The sequence below is a fragment of the Nitrosospira multiformis genome, assembly GCF_900110185.1.
Classification (GTDB): Bacteria; Pseudomonadota; Gammaproteobacteria; order Burkholderiales; family Nitrosomonadaceae; genus Nitrosospira; species Nitrosospira multiformis_A.
Genome location: NZ_FOCT01000006.1, coordinates 58,455 through 81,260, shown reverse-complemented (window position 1 = coordinate 81,260; position 22,806 = coordinate 58,455). Strand labels below are relative to the sequence as shown.

The window sequence follows — 22,806 nt, the reverse complement described above, 5'->3', positions numbered from 1 at the left end:
TTTGCAAATATGGCAAATATGTCCGAAAAATTCATCATTACCGAAGATATGAAACCTATCAACGTGGGCCTGTTGGGGGCAGGCACTGTCGGCAGCGGGACGTTCGCCGTGCTTAAACGCAACCAGGAAGAGATCACCCGGCGCGCCGGCCGCAGTATCGTCGTTCGCATGATTGCTGATCGAGAGGAAGAGAAGGCCCGCCAGATCGCAGGCGACGATGAGGTCATCGTCACGCGCGATGCGAATGAAGTGGTGATGAATCCCGATATCGATATCGTAGTCGAACTGATCGGCGGCTACACCGCGGCCAAGGACCTGATACTGAAGGCCATCGAGAATGGCAAGCATGTCATTACCGCCAACAAGGCATTGCTTGCTTCACATGGGACCGAAATCTTCGCCGCGGCGCAGAAAAAAGGCGTGATGGTGGCATTCGAAGCGGCGGTGGCGGGAGGCATTCCTATCATCAAGGCTCTGCGTGAGGGATTGACTGCCAACCGCATCGAGTGGATTGCGGGCATCATCAATGGTACGAGTAACTTCATCCTCTCGGAAATGCGGGATAAGGGGTTGACGTTCGAAACCGTATTGAAGCAGGCGCAAAAACTGGGCTATGCCGAGGCCGATCCCACTTTTGACATCGAAGGTATCGATGCGGCGCATAAACTCACGATCATGGCCTCGATTGCCTTTGGCATTCCGATGCAATTTGACAAGGTATATACCGAGGGTATAACGAAATTGACCCGCGAGGATATCCGGTATGCGGAGGAACTGGGGTATCGCATCAAGCTGTTGGGCATTACGAAACGTACATCCGGAGGAATCGAGTTGCGTGTGCATCCGACACTCATCCCTGCTCGCAGACTGATTGCCAATGTCGAGGGTGTCATGAATGCCATCGTGGTGAGAGGTGATGCGGTAGGCTCTACCCTCTATTATGGTCCGGGCGCAGGGGCTGAACCTACAGGGAGTTCAGTTGTGGCAGACCTGGTGGATGTAACTCGCATGCATACCGCCGATCCCAAGCACCGTGTTCCTCATCTCGCCTTCCAGCCAGGCCGCCTGTCGGATACGCCGATCCTCACGATGGACGAGGTGGAAACGTCTTATTACCTGCGGCTGCGGGTCATGGACAAACCCGGTGCCCTGGCCGATATCACGCGCGTGCTTGCCGACCTTGGTATTTCCATCGAAGCTATGATGCAGAAGGAGCCAAGCGAAGGTGAAGACCAGGTGGATATCATTATGCTCACGCATTTAGCCGTGGAAAGAAACGTTAACGATGCGATCGCCCGAATAAAGCGATTGCCCATAACGACCGGCAAGGTGACCCGCGTCCGACTGGAGCATCTGGGCAGCAAATAATTGACATTACCGGTTATGGTCAACCTCTGCTATTGTCCGGGATAAGATCACTGACATTTTCAGAGCAAACTCATCAGCCACCTGGCGGATAGCGAGATGAATTGCTTCACTTTTACCTTTTTGCGAGTTTGTACAAGGCGGATTTAGGATAATGCTCTACATTTCCACTCGTGGCGGCATGCCGCCTAAAAAGTTCTCCAGGATTCTTCTCGGTGGCCTTGCTTCGGATGGCGGGCTGACGATGCCGGAAACCTATCCCAGGTTCGATGACGCGCAACTGCAGAAACTGCGTAGCATGGATTACCCGGAACTTGCGTTCGAGATCCTTTCACGTTTTGCGGATGACATTCCTGCTCCGGATCTGCGCGGCATCATCGCACGAACCTATACCGCCCAGTCGTTTCAAAACGATGAAATCACGCTGCTTAAAACCCTGGAACCGGGGCTGCACATACTCGGTTTGTCGAATGGCCCAACGCTGGCCTTCAAGGATATCGCCCTGCAATTGCTGGGCAACCTGTTCGAGTACGCGTTGGACAAGAGTGGCGAGCAACTGAATATCCTCGGTGCAACTTCCGGCGATACCGGGCCGAGCGCAGAGTATGCCATGCGAGGCAAGCGTGGCATTCGTGTGTTCATGCTTTCGCCGCATGGAAAAATGAGCCCGTTCCAGACAGCTCAAATGTTTTCTCTGCATGATCCGAATATTTTCAATATCGCGATTCGTGGTGTGTTCGACGATTGCCAGGACATTATCAAGGCTGTCAGCAATGATTATGCGTTCAAGCAGAAATACCGCATTGGTACAGTTAATTCCATAAACTGGGCGCGCATTGCGGCTCAGATCGTTTATTACTTCAAAGGTTATTTTGCCGCCACCCGCTCGAATACAGAGCAGGTATCTTTCGCCGTGCCATCGGGAAATTTCGGCAACATTTGCGCAGGACATGTGGCGCGCATGATGGGCCTGCCTATCAAAAAGCTGATACTTGCCACCAATGAAAATGATGTGCTGGACGAATTTTTCCGGACGGGACATTATCGCCCGCGCACAACCACCGAAACCGTCCAGACCAGTAGCCCTTCAATGGATATCTCCAAGGCCTCGAACTTCGAGCGCTTCATTTTCGACTTGACTGGAAGGGATGCCGCCAAAGTGAAGGAATTATGGCAGGCAGTGGATGAGGGCGGCGCTTTTGATCTTGCCAATACGCCTCTGTGGGAGAAAATCGAAGACTTCGGTCTTGTATCAGGGACCAGCAGTCATGCAGATCGAATCGCAACCATCCGCCGGGTGCATGACCGGTATGGCTTGGTGATAGACCCGCATACAGCTGACGGTGTGAAAGCGGGATTGGAACATCGTGACGCCAATGTGCCGCTGATCTGCCTTGAAACGGCATTGCCCGTCAAATTCTCGACAAGCATTGTCGAGGCGATCGGACATGAGCCCGTGCGTCCGGCAGGGTATGAGAATATTGAAGAAAAAGCGCAGCGCTATGTAGTCATGGATGCTGATGCAGGGGCGGTCAAGGCGTTTATTATGGAGCAGGCGGGGCAGGCCCAAACCGCAGCTGCGGTATAAGCTTGCGATGAGACGGGAGGGGGAGCGCCAGTAAATATAAGCGCGGGCGGCAGCATCGCCCTCTATTCCCCCTTCCTTCAGCAGATTCAGGACGAACAGCGACAGGAAGGGGCTGCCCCTTCTTATTATTCACGCTGCTTTTCGGCTGCAGCAAGAAAATCATCCAGTATGGGACCGGAATCGAGCAGGTCTGTGGCGGGACCATGAAATTCGGGATGCCATTGAAATCCCGTCACGTAGCTATCTCCATGCATGCGTATTGCTTCGATGATGCCGTCAGACTCGGACACTGCCTCGACCATGGAATCCCGTCCCAGTTCCTTGATTGCCTGATGATGTATGCTGTTGACAAGATGTTGGTAGCGATTGCCGTAGAGCTTCGCCAACCGGGAATTTTCTTCAATCAGCAACGCATGCCGATGCTGGTCATACAACACTGCATCCACGTGTATGATGCATTCCGGGCGATCCGTCGCGATATCCTGGTACAGGCTTCCACCCAATGCTACATTGATGAGCTGGAGCCCGCGGCAGATACCCAATACCGGTTTTCTTTGTACCACACACTCCCAGAAAAGCTCCATTTCGTAAAGATCGCGCACCCGGTCGCCGGACCACTCCGGCCGCTGAGGTGTTTCACCGTAGGAAACGGGAGATACATCCGCGCCACCTTGCAGCACCAGGCCGTCGATTTCTCGGACGTAGTCGCTTATGCGCACGTGAGAACGCTCGACGCCACCGGTTTCTATTGCTGGCAACATGAATGCCAGCGCTCGCCGGCGCATGATCCAGTGGGCGACGGTCTGTTCAAGATATTGCAGGGTTTTATTGCGAAAACCCAGTTCAAGAGGCGGTTGATGCAGGATACGGGGTGACAGGCCGATACGCAACGGGCGGGGCATCTCAAGTAACGAATAAGTCCTCAGAAATATAAATGTAATTAGATTTTGGAATTTCCGCGGTGTTCTTCGTTACATATAAGATACCTGGATAACTTTGCGTCCTCCTTTGCCTGGGGGCAATCGAGCTGACGTTGCGCTACTTTATTCCGCTGGTTTTTCCCAGCGATCCATATCTAACTGACAATTAGACATTCCTCACGGGAATCAGTTTCCCATCCATAATTCGGCTTGCAATTGCATGACATCGGCAAGATTGTGCTCGCTTGCATAAGCCCTGCGCTGCCAGCTTGTGCCGTTACCGACGATGAGTATTTCGCGGATGCGTTCCATCGCTTCCACTGCGCGCAGTTCTCTTGCATGGTCGGAAATGTGTTCAAGCATCTCCATTATATCTTCCCGGATACTACGCTGTTGATGGGTACGAGGATCGATAAAGACGCCTTCCAGACCAAAGCGGCATGCCTGGAAGCGATTGAACGTATACACCAGATAGTCATCCTCTTCGGGCGCCATCCGCTGCTCCACCATGATGTATCTGGACATTGCCTGAATATAGCAGGCAATGGAGGCCGCAATCTCGACTGTAAGGGGCGTGTCGCACACCCTCACCTCAATGGTACCAAACTCGGGCTTTGGCCTTATATCCCAGTAAAAATCTTTCATGGATTCGACCACTCCCGTTCCCGCCATCTTGGCGAAAAATTTTTCGAAATCGTTCCAGCGCAATACGAACGGAGCCCGACCACTTAATGGGAAGGAAAAAACGGAGTTCAATCGCGCAGAGGCGAAACCGGTATCATGCCCCTGCACAAACGGCGAACTGGCTGACAGAGCAATAAAATGCGGAATGTAGCGTGAGAGCATATGCATCAGATGCAGCGCTTCGTCCGGCCCGGGGCAGCCGATGTGCACATGCTGCCCGAATATCGTGAATTGTTTCGCGAGGTAGCCGTACAGCTCCGAGAGGTAATGAAAGCGCGGCGCGTCGAAAATCTTCTGCTCGCTCCAATGCTGGAACGGATGGGTGCCGCCGCCTGCAACAGCTACGTTGAGAAAGCATCCGGCCTCGGAAACAACATCCCGCAGGGCACGCAGTTCCGTTACCAGTCCAGCATATTCCTGCTGCACCGAGGTGTTGATCTCTATCATGCTGCGCGTCATCTCCGGTTTGATTTCCCCGGGGTGAGTGCGTTTTGCTACGCGGCGCAAAATCTCGGGTGCAGAGGGGGCGAGGTTGTAATCGTTGCAGCCGAGCAATTGCAGTTCAAGCTCCACTCCTATGCTCAGGGGACGGGAGGGCGCGAAGGGCATCAGGCTCATAGCATCAGACTCATGTTTTTTTTTCCGGTGTTTCTCCGGCTCTTCGCAGGGCAACTTGCACCAGAACAGGTCCGACCAATTCAAGTATGACGATCCAGCTCATCAGCACCATTCCAAGGCCGAACGCAAATTCGGGAAAATCGATTGCAGTGTCCATTGTCAGCAGAAGCGCCACGCTTGACATGGGGACTAGTGCAATACCGAGGGATATCGCCTGACGCCAGCCAATGCCGCTATAGGTTGCCAGTGGTAGCACGGCCAGCAGTTTGGCTATGATTCGTACGACGATAAGCAGCAGAACCAGTAAAAAGCCATCCCGTAAGCCTCTGAGATCAGCTGCCAGACCATTCGCGATAAACATCAATACCACCAGAACGGCGCCCGCGGAGCCAAAGTGCGGTGGGAACGTGCGGGTGTGTTTGCGCTGGTAGCGGGTGATCAATCCGGCAGCAAGCAGAACAAGGATCGGGCTGAGCCTGAGCGTCGAGGCCATGATGGTGGCAAAGGCGATCATGCCGAACAGGATGAAGGAAAAAGTTTCCTCGTGCTGTCCCAAGTGGTGATGGATGCGTTCAAAGGTAATGCCGAACCACCATGCCAGCAACGCGGACCCCCCGAGGAGATAGAGTGGGGGGAATATGGTATGCACGAAGCTCGTGCCCGCCTGACCGTGCATGACAGCAACCGCCAGCTTGTGGAAAATCACCGCATAGATGGTGTTGAGCGCTGTCATGAGCAAGAGCCGATCGGTTACCTGACCCTGAGCGCGGGATTCCGTTACCGTGCGTACTATGATAGCGGGCGAGGTTGCGATTGCGATGGTTGCAACGACGGCGGCGGCAGTGCTGGTAACATCAACCCATACCAACACCGAGAAGACAACCGCAAAAGTAGTGATGGCTTCGAGAAGGCTGGTGCCTGCAAGCCATGGGTTGGCTTTCAGCCAGCGCAGATTGACCTTACTGCCCAACTCAAACAGGAGAATCCCAAGTGCGAGATCAACCACCAGACGCCACTCGTTCACAGGGAGTTGAGGGATAAGTCCCAATCCACCTGGTCCCAATACCGCGCCAATGCCGATATAGCCAACTATCCGGGGGAGCCTCAGATGACGTACCATCGCTTCGCCCAGAAGTACGGCGACAACGAGTGTGAGCGCCAGCCACAGCGCTGGACTGATTTGAAGCGGCCAGGCTGGAAGATAATCAGACCAGGTCATGCGTTTATGATCAAGTACTCCTGAGAATGAAGAGTCGGCATGAGATTCATCCGATCGTTGTAAACGTTACTGTAAGCCACATTGGTGCCTCCTTCGGGCAAATGCGGGTATTGGATCTGTTCAGATCCCGGTAAAAACCGGGGCTAGATCCGAAACCGGCTCCAGAAAGCGTTGTATTTTCTACTGCTTTTGCGGGATTATGAATGAGGTACTGAGTCAATATTAGGAGAGATGCCCGGATTATAAACCATGAATCGAAACAGGGATAACTCTTCGACGCTGACGAATATGGGATAGACCTCAGTTTTTCTCATGATAGTGACTCTCACGGAGTTTTCAGTTGCGCAGCAATCTGGGGTATGTGATGAGTCGAACAGACAGACTCGGGTTCAGCGTTCTATGATTTTTAAGTCTTTTCTTCAGCGAGCGTAGGGGCAGAAAAGGGAGGGTTTCAGAGGAGGTCTAAAAAAACGGTTCGAAAATCTCGAACGTTCTGCGCTGCTTTTATAACTTTTCACCGTAATCGGCTTCTCATTAGGAATCATCGCCATGCGCTTATGGCCTCAACTTGTTTCTCCAGGATGGATGAGGTAAATACATGAAGCTGGGGGATGATGAAGGTGAGAGGCAGATCAAGTAAATTGCTTTGCTCATAAGGAAAAACGTGGGAAAAACGGCCATCTGTCCTCGCTTCTTGCGCTCTGCAATTACCCACGCGTATCGGCACAACGAGACTGACAGCGTGAATGGTTTATTGAGGCAGGTCGATTGGGCGCCACGCAGTCGTGCCCGAGCTGAGGAACTTGCCCGTAAGCTGGTGACTTCGATACGAGGCAAATACGGCCATAGGGGAGGCGTGGATGCGTTGATGCACGAATTTTCCCTGTCGAGTCAAGAGGGTATAGCTCTGATGTGCCTGGCCGAGGCGCTGTTGCGCATCCCGGATCGGGAAACTGCCGATCGCCTCATACGGGACAAGATCAGCAAGGGTGATTGGCGCGCGCATGTAGGACACAGCCCTTCGCTTTTCGTAAATGCGGCGGCCTGGGGCCTTCTGATCTCTCGCAAGCTGGTTTCGACCCACGGAGAAGATGGATTGTCAGCTGCGTTATCCGGATTGATGGAAAAGGGGGGCGAGCCGCTGATTCGAAAAGGAATGGATCTGGCAATGCGTATGCTGGGCCACCAGTTCGTGATTGGCGAAACCATCGAGGAAGCGCTGGAGCGTAGCCGGGAGCGCGAGATGCGGGGATATCGTTATTCATACGATATGCTGGGGGAGGCGGCAATAACCGAGGCGGACGCCCAGCGCTACTGGGCTTCCTACACCTCGGCCATCCATGCTATCGGCAAATCTCTTGGCAAGAGTGGTATTAAGAGTGGTATTTACAAGGGACCAGGAATTTCAGTAAAGCTCTCCGCGCTGCATCCCCGCTATGTGCGCTCCCAGCGCGAGCGTGTGATGACTGAGCTGTTGCCACGTCTTAAATCACTGCTGCTGCTTGCCAGGCACTATGACATGGGCTTCAACATGGATGCGGAGGAAGCCGATCGACTCGATCTCTCGCTCGATCTCCTGGAAGCGCTCGTGTTCGACCCGGATCTTGCGGGTTGGGATGGCATCGGCTTTGTCGTCCAGGCCTATCAGAAGCGATGTTCGTTCATTGTCGATTGGCTCATCGATCTTGCGCGCCGGAGCGGTCATCGCATCATGGTTCGGCTTGTGAAGGGCGCATACTGGGATGCGGAAATCAAGCGTGCACAGGTAGAGGGGCTGGATGGCTATCCTGTTTATACGCGCAAGATTCACACCGACATATGTTATATGGTTTGCGCGCAGAAGCTTCTTCGCGCCCCGGAGGCGGTCTTTCCCCAATTCGCCACCCATAATGCACACACATTATCAGCCGTATGCCAAATAGCACAGGATGCGGGTATCGAAGATTACGAGTTCCAGTACCTGCATGGGATGGGCGAGACGCTGTACGACCAGGTCGAACTCCTGGAGGAGGATCAGCTCACAAAGTCCTGCCGCATCTATGCGCCCGTAGGCAGCTATGAGACGCTGCTTGCTTACCTCGTGCGCCGCCTGCTTGAAAATGGCGCGAATTCGTCATTCGTCAACCGCATTCTCGACGACGATATCAGTGTAGAAGAGCTGGTTGCGGATCCGATCAGCCAGATCGAACAGGAGGGGGTGCATCCTCATCCGGCGATTCCCTTACCCGGCGATTTGTACGGCCACAAGCGCAGGAATTCTGTGGGCTTTGATTTCAGCGACGAGCAGGCGCTGGCTACATTGGCTGCTGAGTTGGCTGGAATGGAAAGGCGTGAATGGCGGGCTGAGCCTGTGCTGGCAGAGGGTGGGAATGCCGGAAGTGCAGGTTCACGGGTTCTCAATCCGGCTGATCGCAATGATTCCGTCGGCATGGTGATAGAGGCGACCGAGCATGATGTCGAAGTGGCGATCGCTGTCGCGCAAGCGTTCGTGCCCGAATGGCAAAGTGTATCGAATGAAGCCAAAGCCGCGATGCTTGAACGGGCAGCGGATGCACTGGAAGAGCACCGTACGGAACTGATGGAACTTGCGGTACGCGAAGCCGGCAAGTCGTTACCGAATGCGGTCGCGGAAGTACGTGAAGCGGTTGATTTTTGCCGTTATTACGGGCAACAGATACGCGACTGGTCCAATACGAGTCGGTCTTCAGCGCTCGGACCCGTAGTTTGTATCAGCCCCTGGAATTTTCCGCTGGCAATATTCGTTGGTCAGGTAAGTGCCGCGCTTGCTGCCGGCAATCCCGTACTCGCGAAGCCAGCCGAGCAGACGCCCTTGATTGCCGCCGTTGCCGTCAGGCTGCTGCACGAGGCTGGCATTCCACGGCCAGCGTTGCAGCTTTTGCCCGGACGGGGCGAGAGGGTTGGAGAGCAGCTTGTCAAAGATGTCCGTGTGCGTGGAGTTATTTTCACTGGCTCTACCGAAGTCGCACAACTCATTTGTCGTACACTCGCTCTCCGTTCGCAGAAAGGTGATATCCTCTTCCTCGCCGAGACCGGAGGTCAGAATGCGATGATCGTCGATTCATCCGCTCGTATCGAGCAGGTGGTGCAGGATGCGCTGACGTCGGCGTTCGATAGCGCGGGACAGCGTTGCTCGGCGCTGCGGGTATTGTGCTTGCAGGAAGATATCGCCGAACAGGTGCTGGAGGTTCTGAGAGGCGCAATGGTGGAACTCACGGTGGGGGATCCCCGGCGGCTCGCTACCGATGTCGGTCCGGTAATTGATGCAGATGCGCAGCACGCGCTGCTCGATCATATCGAAAAAATGCGCGCCGCAGGTCATACCGTGTTCCAAGCGGCGCTACCGTCGGTTTGCGCAAACGGCACTTTTGTTGCACCCACCTTGATCGAGATTGATCATATAGATGAGCTAGAGCGTGAGGTGTTCGGGCCGGTGCTGCATGTCGTGCGCTTTGCCCGCGAACGGCTGGACGAGCTTGTTGGCCAGATCAATGCGACTGGCTACGGTCTGACGCATGGCATTCACAGTCGGGTCGATGAGACCATCGATTTCATTACCAAGCGTGTGCATGCCGGCAACATCTATGTCAATCGCAATATGATCGGAGCCGTGGTTGGCGTGCAACCCTTTGGCGGGGAGGGCAAATCGGGTACCGGGCCCAAGGCCGGGGGACCGCTCTACCTGCATCGGCTGATACCTCAGACGCCCCTCTTGCTGGCGGATAACGGCGGCCTGCAGGTCAATAATGCGCCTGCTGAGCTGCAAGCTCTTGCCGATTGGGCCCGGCAAGCCGGACGGGACGTACTCGCCTCGTTGTGCGAGGATTATGCAAAGCGCACACCACTCGCATTCAGCATTCCGTTACCGGGACCGACAGGCGAGAGCAATACATTAAGATTCGCCCCACGGGGGGCGGTAGCTTGTATTGCCGTAGACGAAGATGCATTGCTTGAGCAGATGGCGGCGGCGCTGGCAACCGGCAACCAGATTATCTTGGCTGACAACCCGCCTTTGCACGCGTTACTGGATAAACTGCCGCGCCAGGTGCGGGATCGACTGCGCGTCGAGCGGGACTGGATCCACGCACCCGTTTCTGCGGTGCTCTATTCAGACTCTGAAGATGAGGCGTACCGGCTCCGAAACGAGCTGGCGGGACGCGAAGGCGCTCTAGTCGCATTCATTACTGCCTCCGGCACCGATTTCCCTTTATACCGTTTGACGGCTGAGCGGGTGGTTAGCGTGAATACCACTGCTGCTGGCGGCAATCCTGCCCTGATGGGACTTGATTTCAATGGGTGAGGCTATTAATTTTGAAACTTCAAGCGCCCGCCACGCGAACTCCATGTTCAACGCTAAAGTTTTCAACAATTGCTGACGTGTATTTCAATCTCGAACCTGTTCCCGCAATTCTTATCTAAAAGCAACAACGATTCAGGCGCAATGCATTACCCCGCCTGCCGGAACTATTTCGATGCATATTATTCCAGACCGGCTATTTGTTATGACGACCCGCAATAGCACAATCGACGTGGCAAAAGGAATCGGCATATTTTTTGTCGTACTCGGACATAATTGGCTGTCAACCCATGAGAAAAACGAACTCCACACAGTTATTTTCTCATTTCACATACCTTTGTTTTTCTTTCTGGCAGGAATATTCTTGAGAGCACCGGACGGAATCCTGCGTTTCGCAATAGGAAGGACAAGCTCGCTACTGAAACCCTATTTCGTTGTCCTGACAGCCCTGGGCGTACTCAAGATGCTGGGAGCCGTACTGGGTGGGAGCGGCGAAGCTGGCATGAGCGCCACCAGTTATTTTATAGGCTTGCTTTATGGTACCGGCGATACGATCGAGTGGATTGCTATGTGGTTTTTACCGCATCTTTTTATCTCGTTGATCGCGTCCCTGATCATTTTGAGGGCGATTGAAGCCTACACGAACAACAAGGTATGGATAGTGTCAGTTGCCCTCATGCTCTTAGGGGTTGGCATAGGTTCTATCGATGACTATCATCACCCTACGGCAATAGCCGCAAGCGTTATGGGACCAGGACGATTCCTGGGACTTCCCTGGGGAGCCGATCTTATTCCGATAACATCTTCCTTCATTATCTTCGGGTATCTGCTCGCCGAGCCTGCGAAATCGATGAAATTCAGCCTGCCCGGCTTATTTATATCTGCTGGGGTGTTTGTTGCTCTGCACTTTTGTTTTGATGACACCATTGATCTTAATGAAAGGGTATACGATAGTGCGGTTGTATCGACCATGGAGGCGGCGACAGGAATATATATAACATTCAGTATCGCTTCGTTACTGCAAAATTTTCCATCCTTCAGAAAACCGCTCGCATATCTGGGTTCAGGCACGCTTTTTATCCTGATCTTTCATGACTTCCTGCAAACACGGGCATTTGACGCGCTGCACTACATCAGCCCTTATGTGTATCTAAATAGCATTGTGAGTCTCACTTGGAGCATCACAGTGTCTTTGATCTTATGGAAGGTGGCTAAGCGTCAGCGGTTCCTGGCAAGATTGCTATTACCCACAAAAGACGCCAGTCGTAGCGAGCCACGGTCAGGCACCAGCCGATCTACAGTCTAAGAAGAGCGGAAGTAGCGAAAGAGGAGCAACACCACTCCCGCTATTTTCGCTATACATGCGCTGGTTGACATACTCGCCCGACTGCACTTGTTGGGAGCCATGTCAGGTACGGGAAGAAAACCGCATCGACAAGTCTATGGCCTTTATATCCTTGGTAAGGCCGCCAATGGAGATACGGTCCACACCGGTTTTGGCTACTGCACGGACATTATCGAGCGTGATTCCACCGGAGGCTTCCAGCGCTGCGCCTTTATTGGTTAGTCGCGCGTTCAATACTACTGCTTCCCTCAGTTCTTCCAGATCGAAGTTATCCAGCAGAATCAGCGTTGCTCCGGCATCCAAAGCGATACGAAGGTCTTGAAGTGTTTCCACTTCGATCTGAATGAATATTCCCCGGGCGGCAATTTTCCTCGCTGCACGCAGTGCAGGTTCAATACCGCCGGCAGCCATGATATGGTTTTCCTTGATCAGAATCCCATCATATAAACCGATCCGGTGGTTTGTTCCCCCGCCGCATTTAACCGCATATTTTTGTGCCAGCCGTAATCCGGGCAAGGTCTTGCGGGTGTCGACAATGACTGCACCCGTCCCGGATATTGCATTCACGTAACACCGGGTCTGGGTAGCGACAGCCGAGAGCAGTTGCAGAAAGTTGAGAGCTGTCCGTTCACCTGTCAGCAGTGCCCTGGCAGTACCCTTCACTTCGCAAAGTTTCTGTCCGGCGCCGACTGTTTCGCCGTCCCGCGCCTGCCAGCGCACTTCGACTTGCGGTTCCAATTGCCGAAAACACTCGTCAAACCAGCGGCTTCCACACATCACAGCCTCTGTACGACTGATCACAGTAGCAGTCGCAGTTTCGTCACAAGGAACAAGGCTGGCGGTGAGATCACCCGCACCCACATCTTCGAGCAGCGCCTGGCTGACATTATTCTTGATTTCGGTTTCCAGATACGTGAAATGATCGTAAAACATTTTTATTATGTTCACCGGAACGAATGGAGTATTTTAGCTGAATGTGATACGGAGGCATCATGTCTGATGCAGTGAAAGTAATCTCATACGGTTTCGGCACGATTGTCGGCCTGATCGTGATAGGGATAGTCGTATTCTGGTTCATTCAGGATGTCACCCAGAAGAAGCATTCCATCCTGCGTAACTATCCAGTAATCGGGCGCCTGCGATTTTTCCTGGAGAAACAGGGAGAGTATTTCCGGCAATACTTCTTTTCCAGTGATCGGGGCGAAATGCCCTTTAATCGCGCTACCCGCTCATGGGTGTACAGGAATGCAAAGAATGAGGGCGGTATCGTCGGTTTCGGCTCGACCAATGATCTGCGGGAGCCAGGCTCTATTTTTTTCGTCAATGTCGCTTTCCCCGTATTGGAGAGCGACCGGCTGCCCACTCCGCCACTGGTGATTGGCGAGGACTATTGCGAGCATCCTTTCCACGCGAAATCCATTATCAATATCAGTGGAATGAGTTACGGCGCGATCTCGGCACCCGCAGTACGCGCATTGTCGCTTGGAGCGGCGGAGGCGGGATGCTGGCTGAACACGGGGGAAGGCGGGCTCTCACCTTATCATCTTGAAGGGGGTGGCGATATTGTCATGCAAATCGGTACTGCAAAGTATGGCATTCGCGACCAGGAAGGTAATTTTTCACCGGAGCGGGCAAAGGAACTTGCGAAGGTGGTCAAGGCATTCGAAATAAAACTCTCTCAGGGCGCGAAGCCGGGTAAGGGAGGATTGCTTCCCGGAACCAAGGTAACCAATGAAATCTCAGCTATCCGCGGTATTCCTGCTCATCGTGATTCAATCAGCCCTAATCGTCATCGCGATATCGGGAATGTGGATGAACTGCTCGACAAGATCGCTCATATCCGCGATCTCACCGGGCGACCCGTGGGTGTCAAGGCTGCCATCGGCGGATGGCACTTTATTAACGAACTGTGCGACGCAGTGAATCGCCGGGGTTCCGAATACGCGCCGGATTTTCTCACCATTGATGGTGGCGAAGGGGGCAGCGGGGCTGCGCCCCAGACTCTGCTTGATCATATGAGCCTGCCTATTGCGGAAGCGTTACCACGGGTGGTGGATGCGTTACTGGAATCCGGCTTGAGAGACCGCATACGTGTGGTTGCAGCAGGTAAGCTGGTGACAGCGGCACGGGCAGCGTGGGCGCTGTGTGCGGGTGCGGACTTTGTCAACACCGCGCGCGGCTTCATGTTTTCACTCGGCTGTATCCAGGCCATGCGATGTCACACGAATACCTGTCCCACTGGTATCACCACCCATAATCGGCGTTTGCAGCGGGGTCTGGTGGTGCAGGAGAAATACCTGCGCGTTGCCAATTATGCCAAAAACATGAACAGGGAAATCGATATGATTGCCTACTCCTGCGGCTTGCGCCACGCCCGCCAATTGAAGCGCGAGCATGTGCGCATCGTGGAAACGGCGGGCAAAAGCGTGGCTCTCAACATTTTGTATCCTTATCCGGAAATACCTTCGCTTTGACATGGGATGCGATACAGCAATGGCTTTGCTTATTGCATCCTCCCTCTCGCCGGAGGATTTGGACGCGTGAGGAATATCTTGAAAATTCTACCGTATCCCATATATATAAGAATCATTCACTACCCATAAAGGGCTTCTCATGCGTTTCGACAAATTAACCACAAAATTCCAGCAGGCGTTGTCCGACGCGCAGAGCATTGCTGTGGGTCAGGACAACCCTTATATTGAACCGCAGCATTTACTGCTTGCACTCTTGCAGCAGCAAGATGCCGGCACGGTTTCGTTGTTGCAGCGCGCAGGTGCGAATGTGCCGCCCCTGCGCGAGGCACTGAAAAAATCGATCGAACGCCTTCCTAAAGTAGAGGGTACAGGTGGAGAGATCAACGTCTCGCGCGATCTGGGTAATCTGCTCAATCTGGCCGACAAGGAGGCGCAAAAACGGGGTGACCAATTCATTGCGTCGGAAATGTTCCTGGTGGCGGCACTTCAGGACAAAGGCGAGACCGGCAATCTGCTGAGGCAGAATGGGGCCAATCGCAATGCGCTCGAACAAGCGATCAACGAGGTGCGCGGTGGCGAGAATGTCAGCAATCCTGAAGCCGAAGCCAGTCGGGAAGCATTGAAAAAATACACGCTCGATCTGACGGAACGCGCGCGCGCGGGAAAGCTTGATCCAGTTATCGGGCGCGATGATGAAATTCGGCGTACTGTTCAGGTATTGCAACGCCGTACCAAGAACAATCCCGTGCTGATCGGCGAACCGGGTGTGGGCAAGACTGCCATTGTCGAGGGTTTGGCTCAGCGCATCGTCAATGGCGAAGTGCCGGAAACCCTCAAGGACAAGAAAGTACTTTCGCTGGATATGGCCGCGCTACTCGCGGGAGCTAAATACCGGGGCGAATTCGAGGAGCGCCTCAAGTCTGTTCTCAAGGAGATCGCACAGGCCGGGGGCAGCGTTATTGTCTTCATAGACGAGCTTCATACCATGGTAGGGGCGGGCAAGGCAGAGGGCGCGATCGATGCGGGCAACATGCTCAAACCCGCGCTGGCACGTGGGGAATTGCATTGCGTGGGTGCCACCACCCTGGACGAATACCGCAAATACATCGAAAAAGATGCAGCGCTGGAGCGGCGTTTCCAGAAAGTGTTCGTCGAAGAACCGACGGTCGAGGCCACCATCGCCATCCTGCGCGGCTTGCAGGAAAGATACGAGCTGCATCATGGCGTGGATATAACCGACCCCGCCATTGTTGCAGCGGCCGAACTGTCGCATCGTTATATCACCGACCGCTTTCTGCCCGATAAGGCCATCGATCTGATCGATGAAGCCGCGGCACGCATCCGGATGGAAATCGATTCCAAGCCGGAGGCAATGGACAGGCTCGACCGTCGTCTGATACAGCTCAAGATCGAGCGCGAGGCGGTGAAGAAGGAAAAGGATGAAGCGTCGCAGAAACGTCTTGCATTACTGCAAGATGAGATAGCCAAACTCGAGCGCGAATACGCCGACCTGGAAGAAATCTGGAAAGCCGAAAAATCCCAGGTGCAGGGTACGCAGCATATCAAGGAAGAGATGGAAAAGGTCAAGCTCGAAATCGAGGCGGCGACGCGCAAAGGAGATTGGCAGAAAGTTTCAGAGTTGCAATATGGGCGCCTTCCGCAACTGGAGGCGCAACTCCAGGTGCAGGATCGGCAGGCTGAGAAGGAGACCGTGGAGCAAAACAAGCCGAAGCTGCTTCGAACTCAGGTTGGGGCGGAAGAAATCGCAGAAGTGGTTTCGCGCGCTACCGGCATCCCTGTTTCCAAGATGATGCAGGGTGAACGGGAGAAACTCCTGCACATGGAGGAGAAGCTGCACGAGCGCGTGGTGGGGCAGGATGAAGCGGTACGACTGGTGTCGGATGCCATTCGTCGTTCGCGCGCAGGTCTGGCTGATCCGAATCGCCCTTATGGCTCTTTTCTGTTCCTGGGGCCGACAGGGGTCGGTAAGACCGAGTTATGCAGGGCGCTGGCAGGATTTCTGTTCGATTCGGAAGAGCACATGATCCGCATCGACATGTCGGAGTTTATGGAAAAACATTCGGTTGCGCGGCTTATTGGCGCTCCACCGGGGTATGTGGGCTACGAGGAGGGCGGTTACCTGACGGAAGCCGTACGACGCAAACCCTACGCGGTCATTCTGCTGGATGAAGTGGAGAAGGCGCATCCCGATGTATTCAACGTCTTGTTGCAGGTGCTGGATGATGGCCGCATGACAGACGGACAGGGGCGCACGGTGGACTTCAAGAACACGGTTATCGTCATGACTTCAAACCTCGGTTCGCAAATGATCCAGCAGATGGCAGGAGATGATTACCAGGTCATCAAGCTGGCGGTCATGGGCGAGGTGAAGGCATATTTTCGCCCGGAGTTCATCAACCGGATTGACGAGGTGGTAGTGTTCCATGCGCTGGATGAGAGGCATATCAAATCCATCGCGCGGATACAGCTGCAGCAACTGGAAAGGCGCCTGGCAAAACTTGAGATGCATCTTAAGGTGACGGATGCTGCACTTGCAGAAGTAGCCCAGGCGGGATTCGATCCGGTGTTCGGTGCCCGGCCTCTCAAGCGCGCGATCCAGGGTCAGATCGAGAACCCCTTGGCAAAGGAAATTCTCGAAGGTCACTTCGCTGCGAAGGATACCATCACAGTCGATTCGAAAAATGGCGTGATCAACTTCTCGAAGGCAAGGGAATCCGTACCCGCTTGAGGAGGTTTCCCGGAAGCCAAGGACTCTCTCCCCGGTCCTCTCCCGCCTGTTTGGCCTGTGGGAGAGGGAAGGGAGCAGCTTTACAGAGCCATCGTCCCCACTCTCATCGGATTCATCCAAGGTGTCGGGAACCCGCTCCTCCTGGCGCTGTCTGACAACGCGACCTGTACCGTCGCGAATATATTTTGCGGGTGCCGGATTCAGGTAAAATAGGAGTTTTTTTCGAGTCGCGTCATGGATAACGTCGCAATAAAAGGCAGTCTGGTCGCCATTGTCACACCGATGCATGAAAATGGCGAACTGAATCTGGAGCGCTTCCAATCCTTGATCGACTTTCATGTGACGGAAGGGACCGACGGTATCGTGGTGGTAGGAACCACCGGCGAATCACCGACCGTGGATTTCGAAGAGCACCATCTGCTGATCAAAACCGCAGTGGAGCAGGCGGCAGGACGGGTACCGGTAATTGCGGGAACCGGAGCCAATTCCACGCGCGAAGCAATTGACCTTTCCATCTATGCGAAGAATGCGGGAGCGGATGCAAGCCTGTCAGTTGTGCCGTATTACAACAAGCCCACGCAGGAGGGTTTATACCAGCATTTCAGAGCGGTGGCGGAGGCTGTGGATATCCCGCAGATACTATACAACGTGCCCGGCAGGACCGTGGCAGATATCGCCAACGATACGGTCCTTCGTCTTGCGCAAATTCCCAACATTGTCGGAATCAAGGATGCAACGGGTGATATCGGTCGCGGATTCGATCTGTTGTGCCGTGCTCCCGAAGATTTTGCAATCTATAGCGGCGATGATGCCAGTGCCCTGGCTTTATTGTTGCTCGGCGGGCATGGCGTTATTTCCGTCACCGCCAACGTGGCGCCGAAGCTCATGCATGAGATGTGCACTGCGGCATTTGCCGGTGACCTGGCTGCTGCCCGCGCTGCAAACAGAAAGCTTTTGAGATTGCATCTGGATTTATTCATAGAGGCCAATCCTATTCCTGTGAAATGGGCTGTTGCGCAAATGGGATTGATAGGCGAGGGACTGCGGTTGCCACTCACACCGTTGTCAAATCGATATCATCAGACTGTCAGGGAAGCGATGAGCGAGGCAGGAATCGATTTGGCGATATCTGTTTAAATGACTGCCCGAATTCGAGAGCCGGGAGCAGGATTTTCAGGAATCAAGTGTTACACATGAGATCGCAGATAATGGCCGTGCTGTGCCTGGCAGCGGCTGTTGCAGGATGCAGTGTTTTCTCGGAGATTTTGCCGGAAGCTAAAAAGATCAATTATAAATCGGCGGGCAAACTTCCACCTCTGGAAATTCCACCTGATCTGACCGCGCCGGGTTCGGATGAGCGTTATCATGTTCCGGATATCAGTCCCACCGGGGTTGCGACTTTTTCCGCTTACAACAAGGAGCGCAGCAAGACGGCAGGTATCACCACCGGAGGAACCTCCATCCTGCCCTCGATGGATGAGGCCGGGGTACGGATGGAACGTTCGGGCACGCAGCGCTGGCTCGTTGTAAATGGCGAACCGGAGGAAATATGGCCGATCGTCAGGGATTTCTGGCAGGAACTGGGCTTTCTCATCAAGATCGAAATGCCGGAAGCCGGCGTGATGGAAACGGACTGGGCGGAAAATCGCGCCAAAATTCCCGAGGATATTCTTCGGAATACGCTCGGCAAGCTTCTGGACAGCCTGTATTCAACGGGGGAGCGTGACAAGTTTCGCACGCGCCTGGAGCGCGGTGAAAATGGCACTACGGAGATCTATATCAGCCATCGCGGCATGGATGAAGTGATCGAGGGCGCTAACGTACGTACTGTATGGCAGCCTCGTCCCTCTGATCCTGACCTGGAAGCGGAGATGCTTTCCCGCCTGATGATGCGCTTTGGCGTGACGGAGGAGCGCGCCAGAAGCGCAGTGGCGAGCACAGGCGTTCAAGAGCGGGCGCGCCTCAATAGTGAAAAAGGCGGGATACTGACCGTAACCGAAGCATTTGACCGATCGTGGCGACGCGTCGGATTGGCATTGGATCGTATCGGATTCACCGTCGAAGACCGAAATCGCTCCCAGGGTATTTACTTTGTACGCTATGTAAATCCGGATGCAGAAAGCGGCGCAGGAACCGGTTTGCTTTCGAAGCTTGCATTCTGGCGGGACGAGGATAGCGATAAACCGGATCAATACCGCATCCAGCTAAGCGAAGCGGGGACCAATACCGACGTCACCGTGTTGAACAAGGATGGCGTGGCGGAAGATTCCAGTGACGCAAAGCGCATATTGAAGCTGCTGTATGAGCAGTTGAAGTAATCACCTTCGGTTGCTATTGCCCACATGGCTGTACGTCCGCGCCGATGTGATCCGATCCAGTCGCGTTGCAGCGAGCTTTTCATACGCTGAGGCATTGTGCTTCGCTCCAATGATCCAGCGGTTCTATCGGTGCTGCCATTGGTACTGCCGCCAGGTATCTCGGAGCGAAGGTGATATGCTTTCTTCCAGCTATCAGGCAAGTTCCGGATAAATCCGAATTATCCGCCGTGTAATATGTCGGCGAATGACGCTCCGCTCGCGTTATCGGACAATAACTACGTTTCCAGTCTTGCTTCCATTGTTATTTTTGCCTTGAATAGTTTGGATACGGGGCAGCCTTCCTTTGCCTTGTTGGCAATCTCTTCGAATTTCGCCTGATCTGCTCCCGGTATTTTGGCGGCAACGTCAAGGTGGATAGTGGTAATCTCGAAACCTTCTCCAACTTTGTCGAGCGTGACGGCAGCGTGCGTCTCGATTTTCTCCGGCGTCAAGCCAGCTTCTCCAAGCATCAGGGAGAGCGCCATCGAAAAGCAGCCTGCGTGCGCGGCACCGATGAGTTCTTCCGGATTGGTGCCCTTGCCATTTTCAAATCTCGATTTGAAACCATAAGGTGCTTCGCTCAGTACACCTGTTTCGGTGGAAATCGTCCCGCCTCCGTCCTTGATTCCACCTTTCCAAACTGCCCACGCCTTCTTTGTACTCATATTCCCTCCTCATATGGAAAAGTTATCGTTTACTTCTGCCGTATAGCTTGATTATCAACGAGTGTTTCAGAAAATGGTTCTACCATCCGCTTCATTTTTACCTTCGCTTCGCTTCCAGTGCATCCCCTTGCTATTTCGGCCTGAACCGTTTTTATTCACACTCATGGATTTTTTTCTTCTTCTGCCTGTGCATTCCAGAGTATGGCGACGCCGAGGACTGCCGAGAGGATCGATCCACCGAAAATTGCGATTTTGGCGGCCGCATAATCGCTTACCTCGGGGAAGGCCTGGCTGGCTATGAAAAGCGACATGGTAAAACCGATTCCGGCAAGCGCTCCCGCTCCTCCAAGCTGTCGCCAGGAGTAGGCATCTGGTTTGGTGGCAAAGCCCAGTTGAACAGCCGTTACGGTGGCAGTGACAAATCCGAGGGGTTTGCCGATAACCAAGGCTGTGGCGGTGCCGAGCATTAACGGTACGTGCTCGCTGAATACGCTAGTCTCTACAACCACTCCTGCGTTCGCGAACGCAAACACCGGCAATACCAGAAAGCTCGATCTTGGCGCCAGATGCCGGAGCATGCGATCAGCGGGAGATTCCAAACGGTCATGAATGGCATCCAGTGCCTCCAGTGCAGGTTCGGAAGGGCCGTAATGCATGACCTCCCTCCCGCGCCGGGTTTCGGCGGTCAGAATGGCGTCCGCTTGCAGCATGAGTGCGCGAAGATTAGGCGGCGGGCGTGTAGGAATGAACAACGCGAGAATGATGCCTGCCAGGGTGGCATGTATCCCGCTTGCATAAACGCAGACCCACAGGACGATTCCGAGAATCACATACGGAGATGCTCGATACACGCCGCCCTTATTGAGCAGCGCCAGTAAGCCCGCAATCGCGGCCGCGCTGCCCAGATAACCGATATGCAGTTCACCTGAATAAAAAATTGCAACGACAATGATTGCTCCAATATCATCGACAATGGCAGCCGCGGTAAGAAAGACACGTAGCTCAACAGGAACGCGTTTCCCCATCATGGCGATCAGCGCAATTGCAAACGCCGTATCCGTTGCCATCGGGATACCCCACCCATATGACCATGCACCATCAGCCCCCTCCGATCCCGGAGCCATTGGCGGTCCTGACGGCACCAGAATCAGGTAAAGCAAGGCGGGGACAGCCATACCTCCAGTCGCTGCGGCGATTGGCAACATTGCGGATTGACGCTCTGCAAGATGTCCCACGGTGAACTCGCGCTTGATTTCGAGGCCGACAACCAGGAAAAAGATCACCAGTAATCCGTCATTTATCCAATGACGCAATGAAAGCTCAAAAGCGCTATGCTGGAACGTAATCCCGAGGTGCTGCTCCCACATTTCATTGAAATCCGGGCCAAGCGCGGAGTTGCTCAGAACAACTGCGAGCCCGGTCGCAAGCAACAGCATGATCCCGGTCGAAGGCGCCCATTTGGCAAAATCCAGTGCGGCAGCATGCACAACGTGGCCAAGCGAGCCAAGCATTGCTTCAGAGAGTGAGCGCACATCCCAAGGGCCATCGTAACGACGGCCGTTGATGAAGAATGTCGGCGTGACGATGACCCCGCTCGCGTTTGCGCTGGCTATATCCGCTTCTACGCGATCTCTTGCTCTTGCTGCTGTTTCTTCCTGGCCAGCTTCTTTATTCCCATCCAGCTTCAAATCAGAAATAATGGTGCACAGATCGTCTGCGTTCAACTTGTCAGAGCGGCTCATCAGGGCGACATGCAGATCCCAGAATCGAGCGGGATCGTTGTGTGATTCCACCAGCTCAGCTGCACGGCGCGCAATTTTGCTTCCTGCCAACGGGCGATGGCGAAATACATAACGCATCCGGTTGCCAAACCGGCTTCGCAACTCGGCAACGCGCTCGTGTGCCGAGCGTGAGGGCGCATCTGCGTAACTACCGTATTCGACCAGGGTAATTTCGGCATCAGCCGGTCCCAACGTATGGTCATACGCATCGTCGACCGGTTTATCGAGGTGATTTGGTGGCAGTTCAGGATTCATCAGAGATCGAGCGCATCAAATATATTCGCTCACTCCTGGCAATGGCGCCGGGGGTTCCTGCTTTTTGCTATCTATCCCGCGTGGTGAATTGGGACTGAGAAGCGAACGCTGCGTTTCGCTTAATAGATGAGAAACCGCTTGTATGTTTCCGCCAACATGGGGGTTGCAAGCTCTTGGTCCTCAAGGCGTTCGATTGCTCTCGACAATGCGTCTCGAAGCTCCCGAGCCTGTTCAGCTTGCATCACGTAGGGTCTGCCGGGATCTGCCTCGGCAAGCTTTTGCTGCTCGTGGGATAAAAATGGAAACCGGACCGAGAGTGATCCATCGACAGGTTCTGTTTTTATTTCCCATCCCGTGATCGGGAATTGAAAAAGATCGTCACCCATTACAGCAACTCCTGTCATTTTCTGAAACCCGAAGCCTAGCAAAAGGAACAATTCTTTTTCGTTGGATAGCGCACATACAGGAACA

Annotated in this window: 15 protein-coding genes; 8 read left to right on the top strand and 7 right to left on the bottom strand. The window is 54.0% G+C overall.

Annotated elements, in window-relative coordinates; all coding sequences use genetic code 11:
• Positions 1-48 precede the first annotated feature (48 nt).
• A complete protein-coding gene (locus BMY01_RS08390; RefSeq protein WP_074746475.1) occupies positions 49-1,368 on the top strand; it encodes a homoserine dehydrogenase in 1,320 nt (439 codons plus the stop codon).
• Positions 1,369-1,519: 151 nt separating this feature from the next.
• Positions 1,520-2,953, top strand: a complete 1,434-nt coding sequence (gene thrC / locus BMY01_RS08385; RefSeq protein WP_074746160.1) for a threonine synthase — start codon at positions 1,520-1,522, stop codon at positions 2,951-2,953.
• Positions 2,954-3,078: 125 nt separating this feature from the next.
• Here the strand turns inward: thrC and BMY01_RS08380 are convergent, their stop codons facing one another.
• The 3 genes from BMY01_RS08380 to BMY01_RS08370 form a co-directional block, all read right to left on the bottom strand.
• A complete protein-coding gene (locus BMY01_RS08380) occupies positions 3,079-3,855 on the bottom strand; it encodes a gamma-glutamyl-gamma-aminobutyrate hydrolase family protein (RefSeq protein WP_074706824.1) in 777 nt (258 codons plus the stop codon).
• A gap of 204 nt (positions 3,856-4,059) precedes the next feature.
• On the bottom strand, positions 4,060-5,175 hold the full coding sequence (locus BMY01_RS08375) for a YbdK family carboxylate-amine ligase (protein ID WP_074746158.1): 1,116 nt from the start codon (positions 5,173-5,175) through the stop codon (positions 4,060-4,062).
• A gap of 10 nt (positions 5,176-5,185) precedes the next feature.
• On the bottom strand, positions 5,186-6,394 hold the full coding sequence (locus BMY01_RS08370; RefSeq protein ID WP_074746156.1) for a cation:proton antiporter: 1,209 nt from the start codon (positions 6,392-6,394) through the stop codon (positions 5,186-5,188).
• A 664-nt stretch (positions 6,395-7,058) separates the two neighbouring features.
• On the opposite strand from BMY01_RS08370, the gene putA reads away from it, so the two are divergent.
• Both putA and BMY01_RS08360 read left to right on the top strand, forming a co-directional pair.
• The gene (gene putA, locus BMY01_RS08365; RefSeq protein ID WP_074746154.1) at positions 7,059-10,712 is read left to right on the top strand and encodes a trifunctional transcriptional regulator/proline dehydrogenase/L-glutamate gamma-semialdehyde dehydrogenase; all 3,654 of its coding nucleotides are present in this window, start codon (positions 7,059-7,061) and stop codon (positions 10,710-10,712) included.
• A 172-nt stretch (positions 10,713-10,884) separates the two neighbouring features.
• Positions 10,885-12,015 (top strand): acyltransferase family protein, encoded by a 1,131-nt coding sequence (locus tag BMY01_RS08360; RefSeq protein WP_081353850.1) that lies wholly within the window; start codon positions 10,885-10,887, stop codon positions 12,013-12,015.
• Between the two features lie 102 nt (positions 12,016-12,117).
• On the opposite strand, the gene nadC is transcribed toward BMY01_RS08360, so the two are convergent.
• Positions 12,118-12,987 (bottom strand): carboxylating nicotinate-nucleotide diphosphorylase, encoded by an 870-nt coding sequence (nadC, locus tag BMY01_RS08355; protein ID WP_074746152.1) that lies wholly within the window; start codon positions 12,985-12,987, stop codon positions 12,118-12,120.
• 59 nt (positions 12,988-13,046) lie between these two features.
• Here nadC and BMY01_RS08350 point away from each other — a divergent pair, with 59 nt between their 5' ends.
• The 4 genes from BMY01_RS08350 to bamC all read left to right on the top strand — a co-directional run bounded on the left by BMY01_RS08350 (position 13,047) and on the right by bamC (position 19,595).
• Positions 13,047-14,528: an FMN-binding glutamate synthase family protein gene (locus BMY01_RS08350; RefSeq protein ID WP_074746150.1), complete on the top strand. Its 1,482-nt coding sequence runs from the start codon at positions 13,047-13,049 to the stop codon at positions 14,526-14,528.
• A gap of 139 nt (positions 14,529-14,667) precedes the next feature.
• A complete protein-coding gene (gene clpB, locus BMY01_RS08345) occupies positions 14,668-17,277 on the top strand; it encodes an ATP-dependent chaperone ClpB (protein ID WP_074746148.1) in 2,610 nt (869 codons plus the stop codon).
• Positions 17,278-17,511: 234 nt separating this feature from the next.
• Positions 17,512-18,414: a 4-hydroxy-tetrahydrodipicolinate synthase gene (gene dapA / locus BMY01_RS08340; protein ID WP_074746146.1), complete on the top strand. Its 903-nt coding sequence runs from the start codon at positions 17,512-17,514 to the stop codon at positions 18,412-18,414.
• Between the two features lie 56 nt (positions 18,415-18,470).
• Positions 18,471-19,595 (top strand): outer membrane protein assembly factor BamC, encoded by a 1,125-nt coding sequence (gene bamC, locus BMY01_RS08335; protein WP_074746144.1) that lies wholly within the window; start codon positions 18,471-18,473, stop codon positions 19,593-19,595.
• Between the two features lie 275 nt (positions 19,596-19,870).
• On the opposite strand, the gene BMY01_RS08330 is transcribed toward bamC, so the two are convergent.
• The 3 genes from BMY01_RS08330 to BMY01_RS08320 all read right to left on the bottom strand — a co-directional run bounded on the left by BMY01_RS08330 (position 19,871) and on the right by BMY01_RS08320 (position 22,721).
• Positions 19,871-20,299: an OsmC family protein gene (locus tag BMY01_RS08330; protein WP_074746142.1), complete on the bottom strand. Its 429-nt coding sequence runs from the start codon at positions 20,297-20,299 to the stop codon at positions 19,871-19,873.
• A 161-nt stretch (positions 20,300-20,460) separates the two neighbouring features.
• On the bottom strand, positions 20,461-22,335 hold the full coding sequence (nhaA, locus tag BMY01_RS08325; RefSeq protein ID WP_074746140.1) for a Na+/H+ antiporter NhaA: 1,875 nt from the start codon (positions 22,333-22,335) through the stop codon (positions 20,461-20,463).
• Positions 22,336-22,454: 119 nt separating this feature from the next.
• Positions 22,455-22,721 carry a hypothetical protein gene (locus tag BMY01_RS08320; RefSeq protein ID WP_254772676.1) on the bottom strand — a complete coding sequence of 89 codons (267 nt, stop codon included), beginning with the start codon at positions 22,719-22,721 and terminating at the stop codon, positions 22,455-22,457.
• Positions 22,722-22,806: the final 85 nt, after the last annotated feature.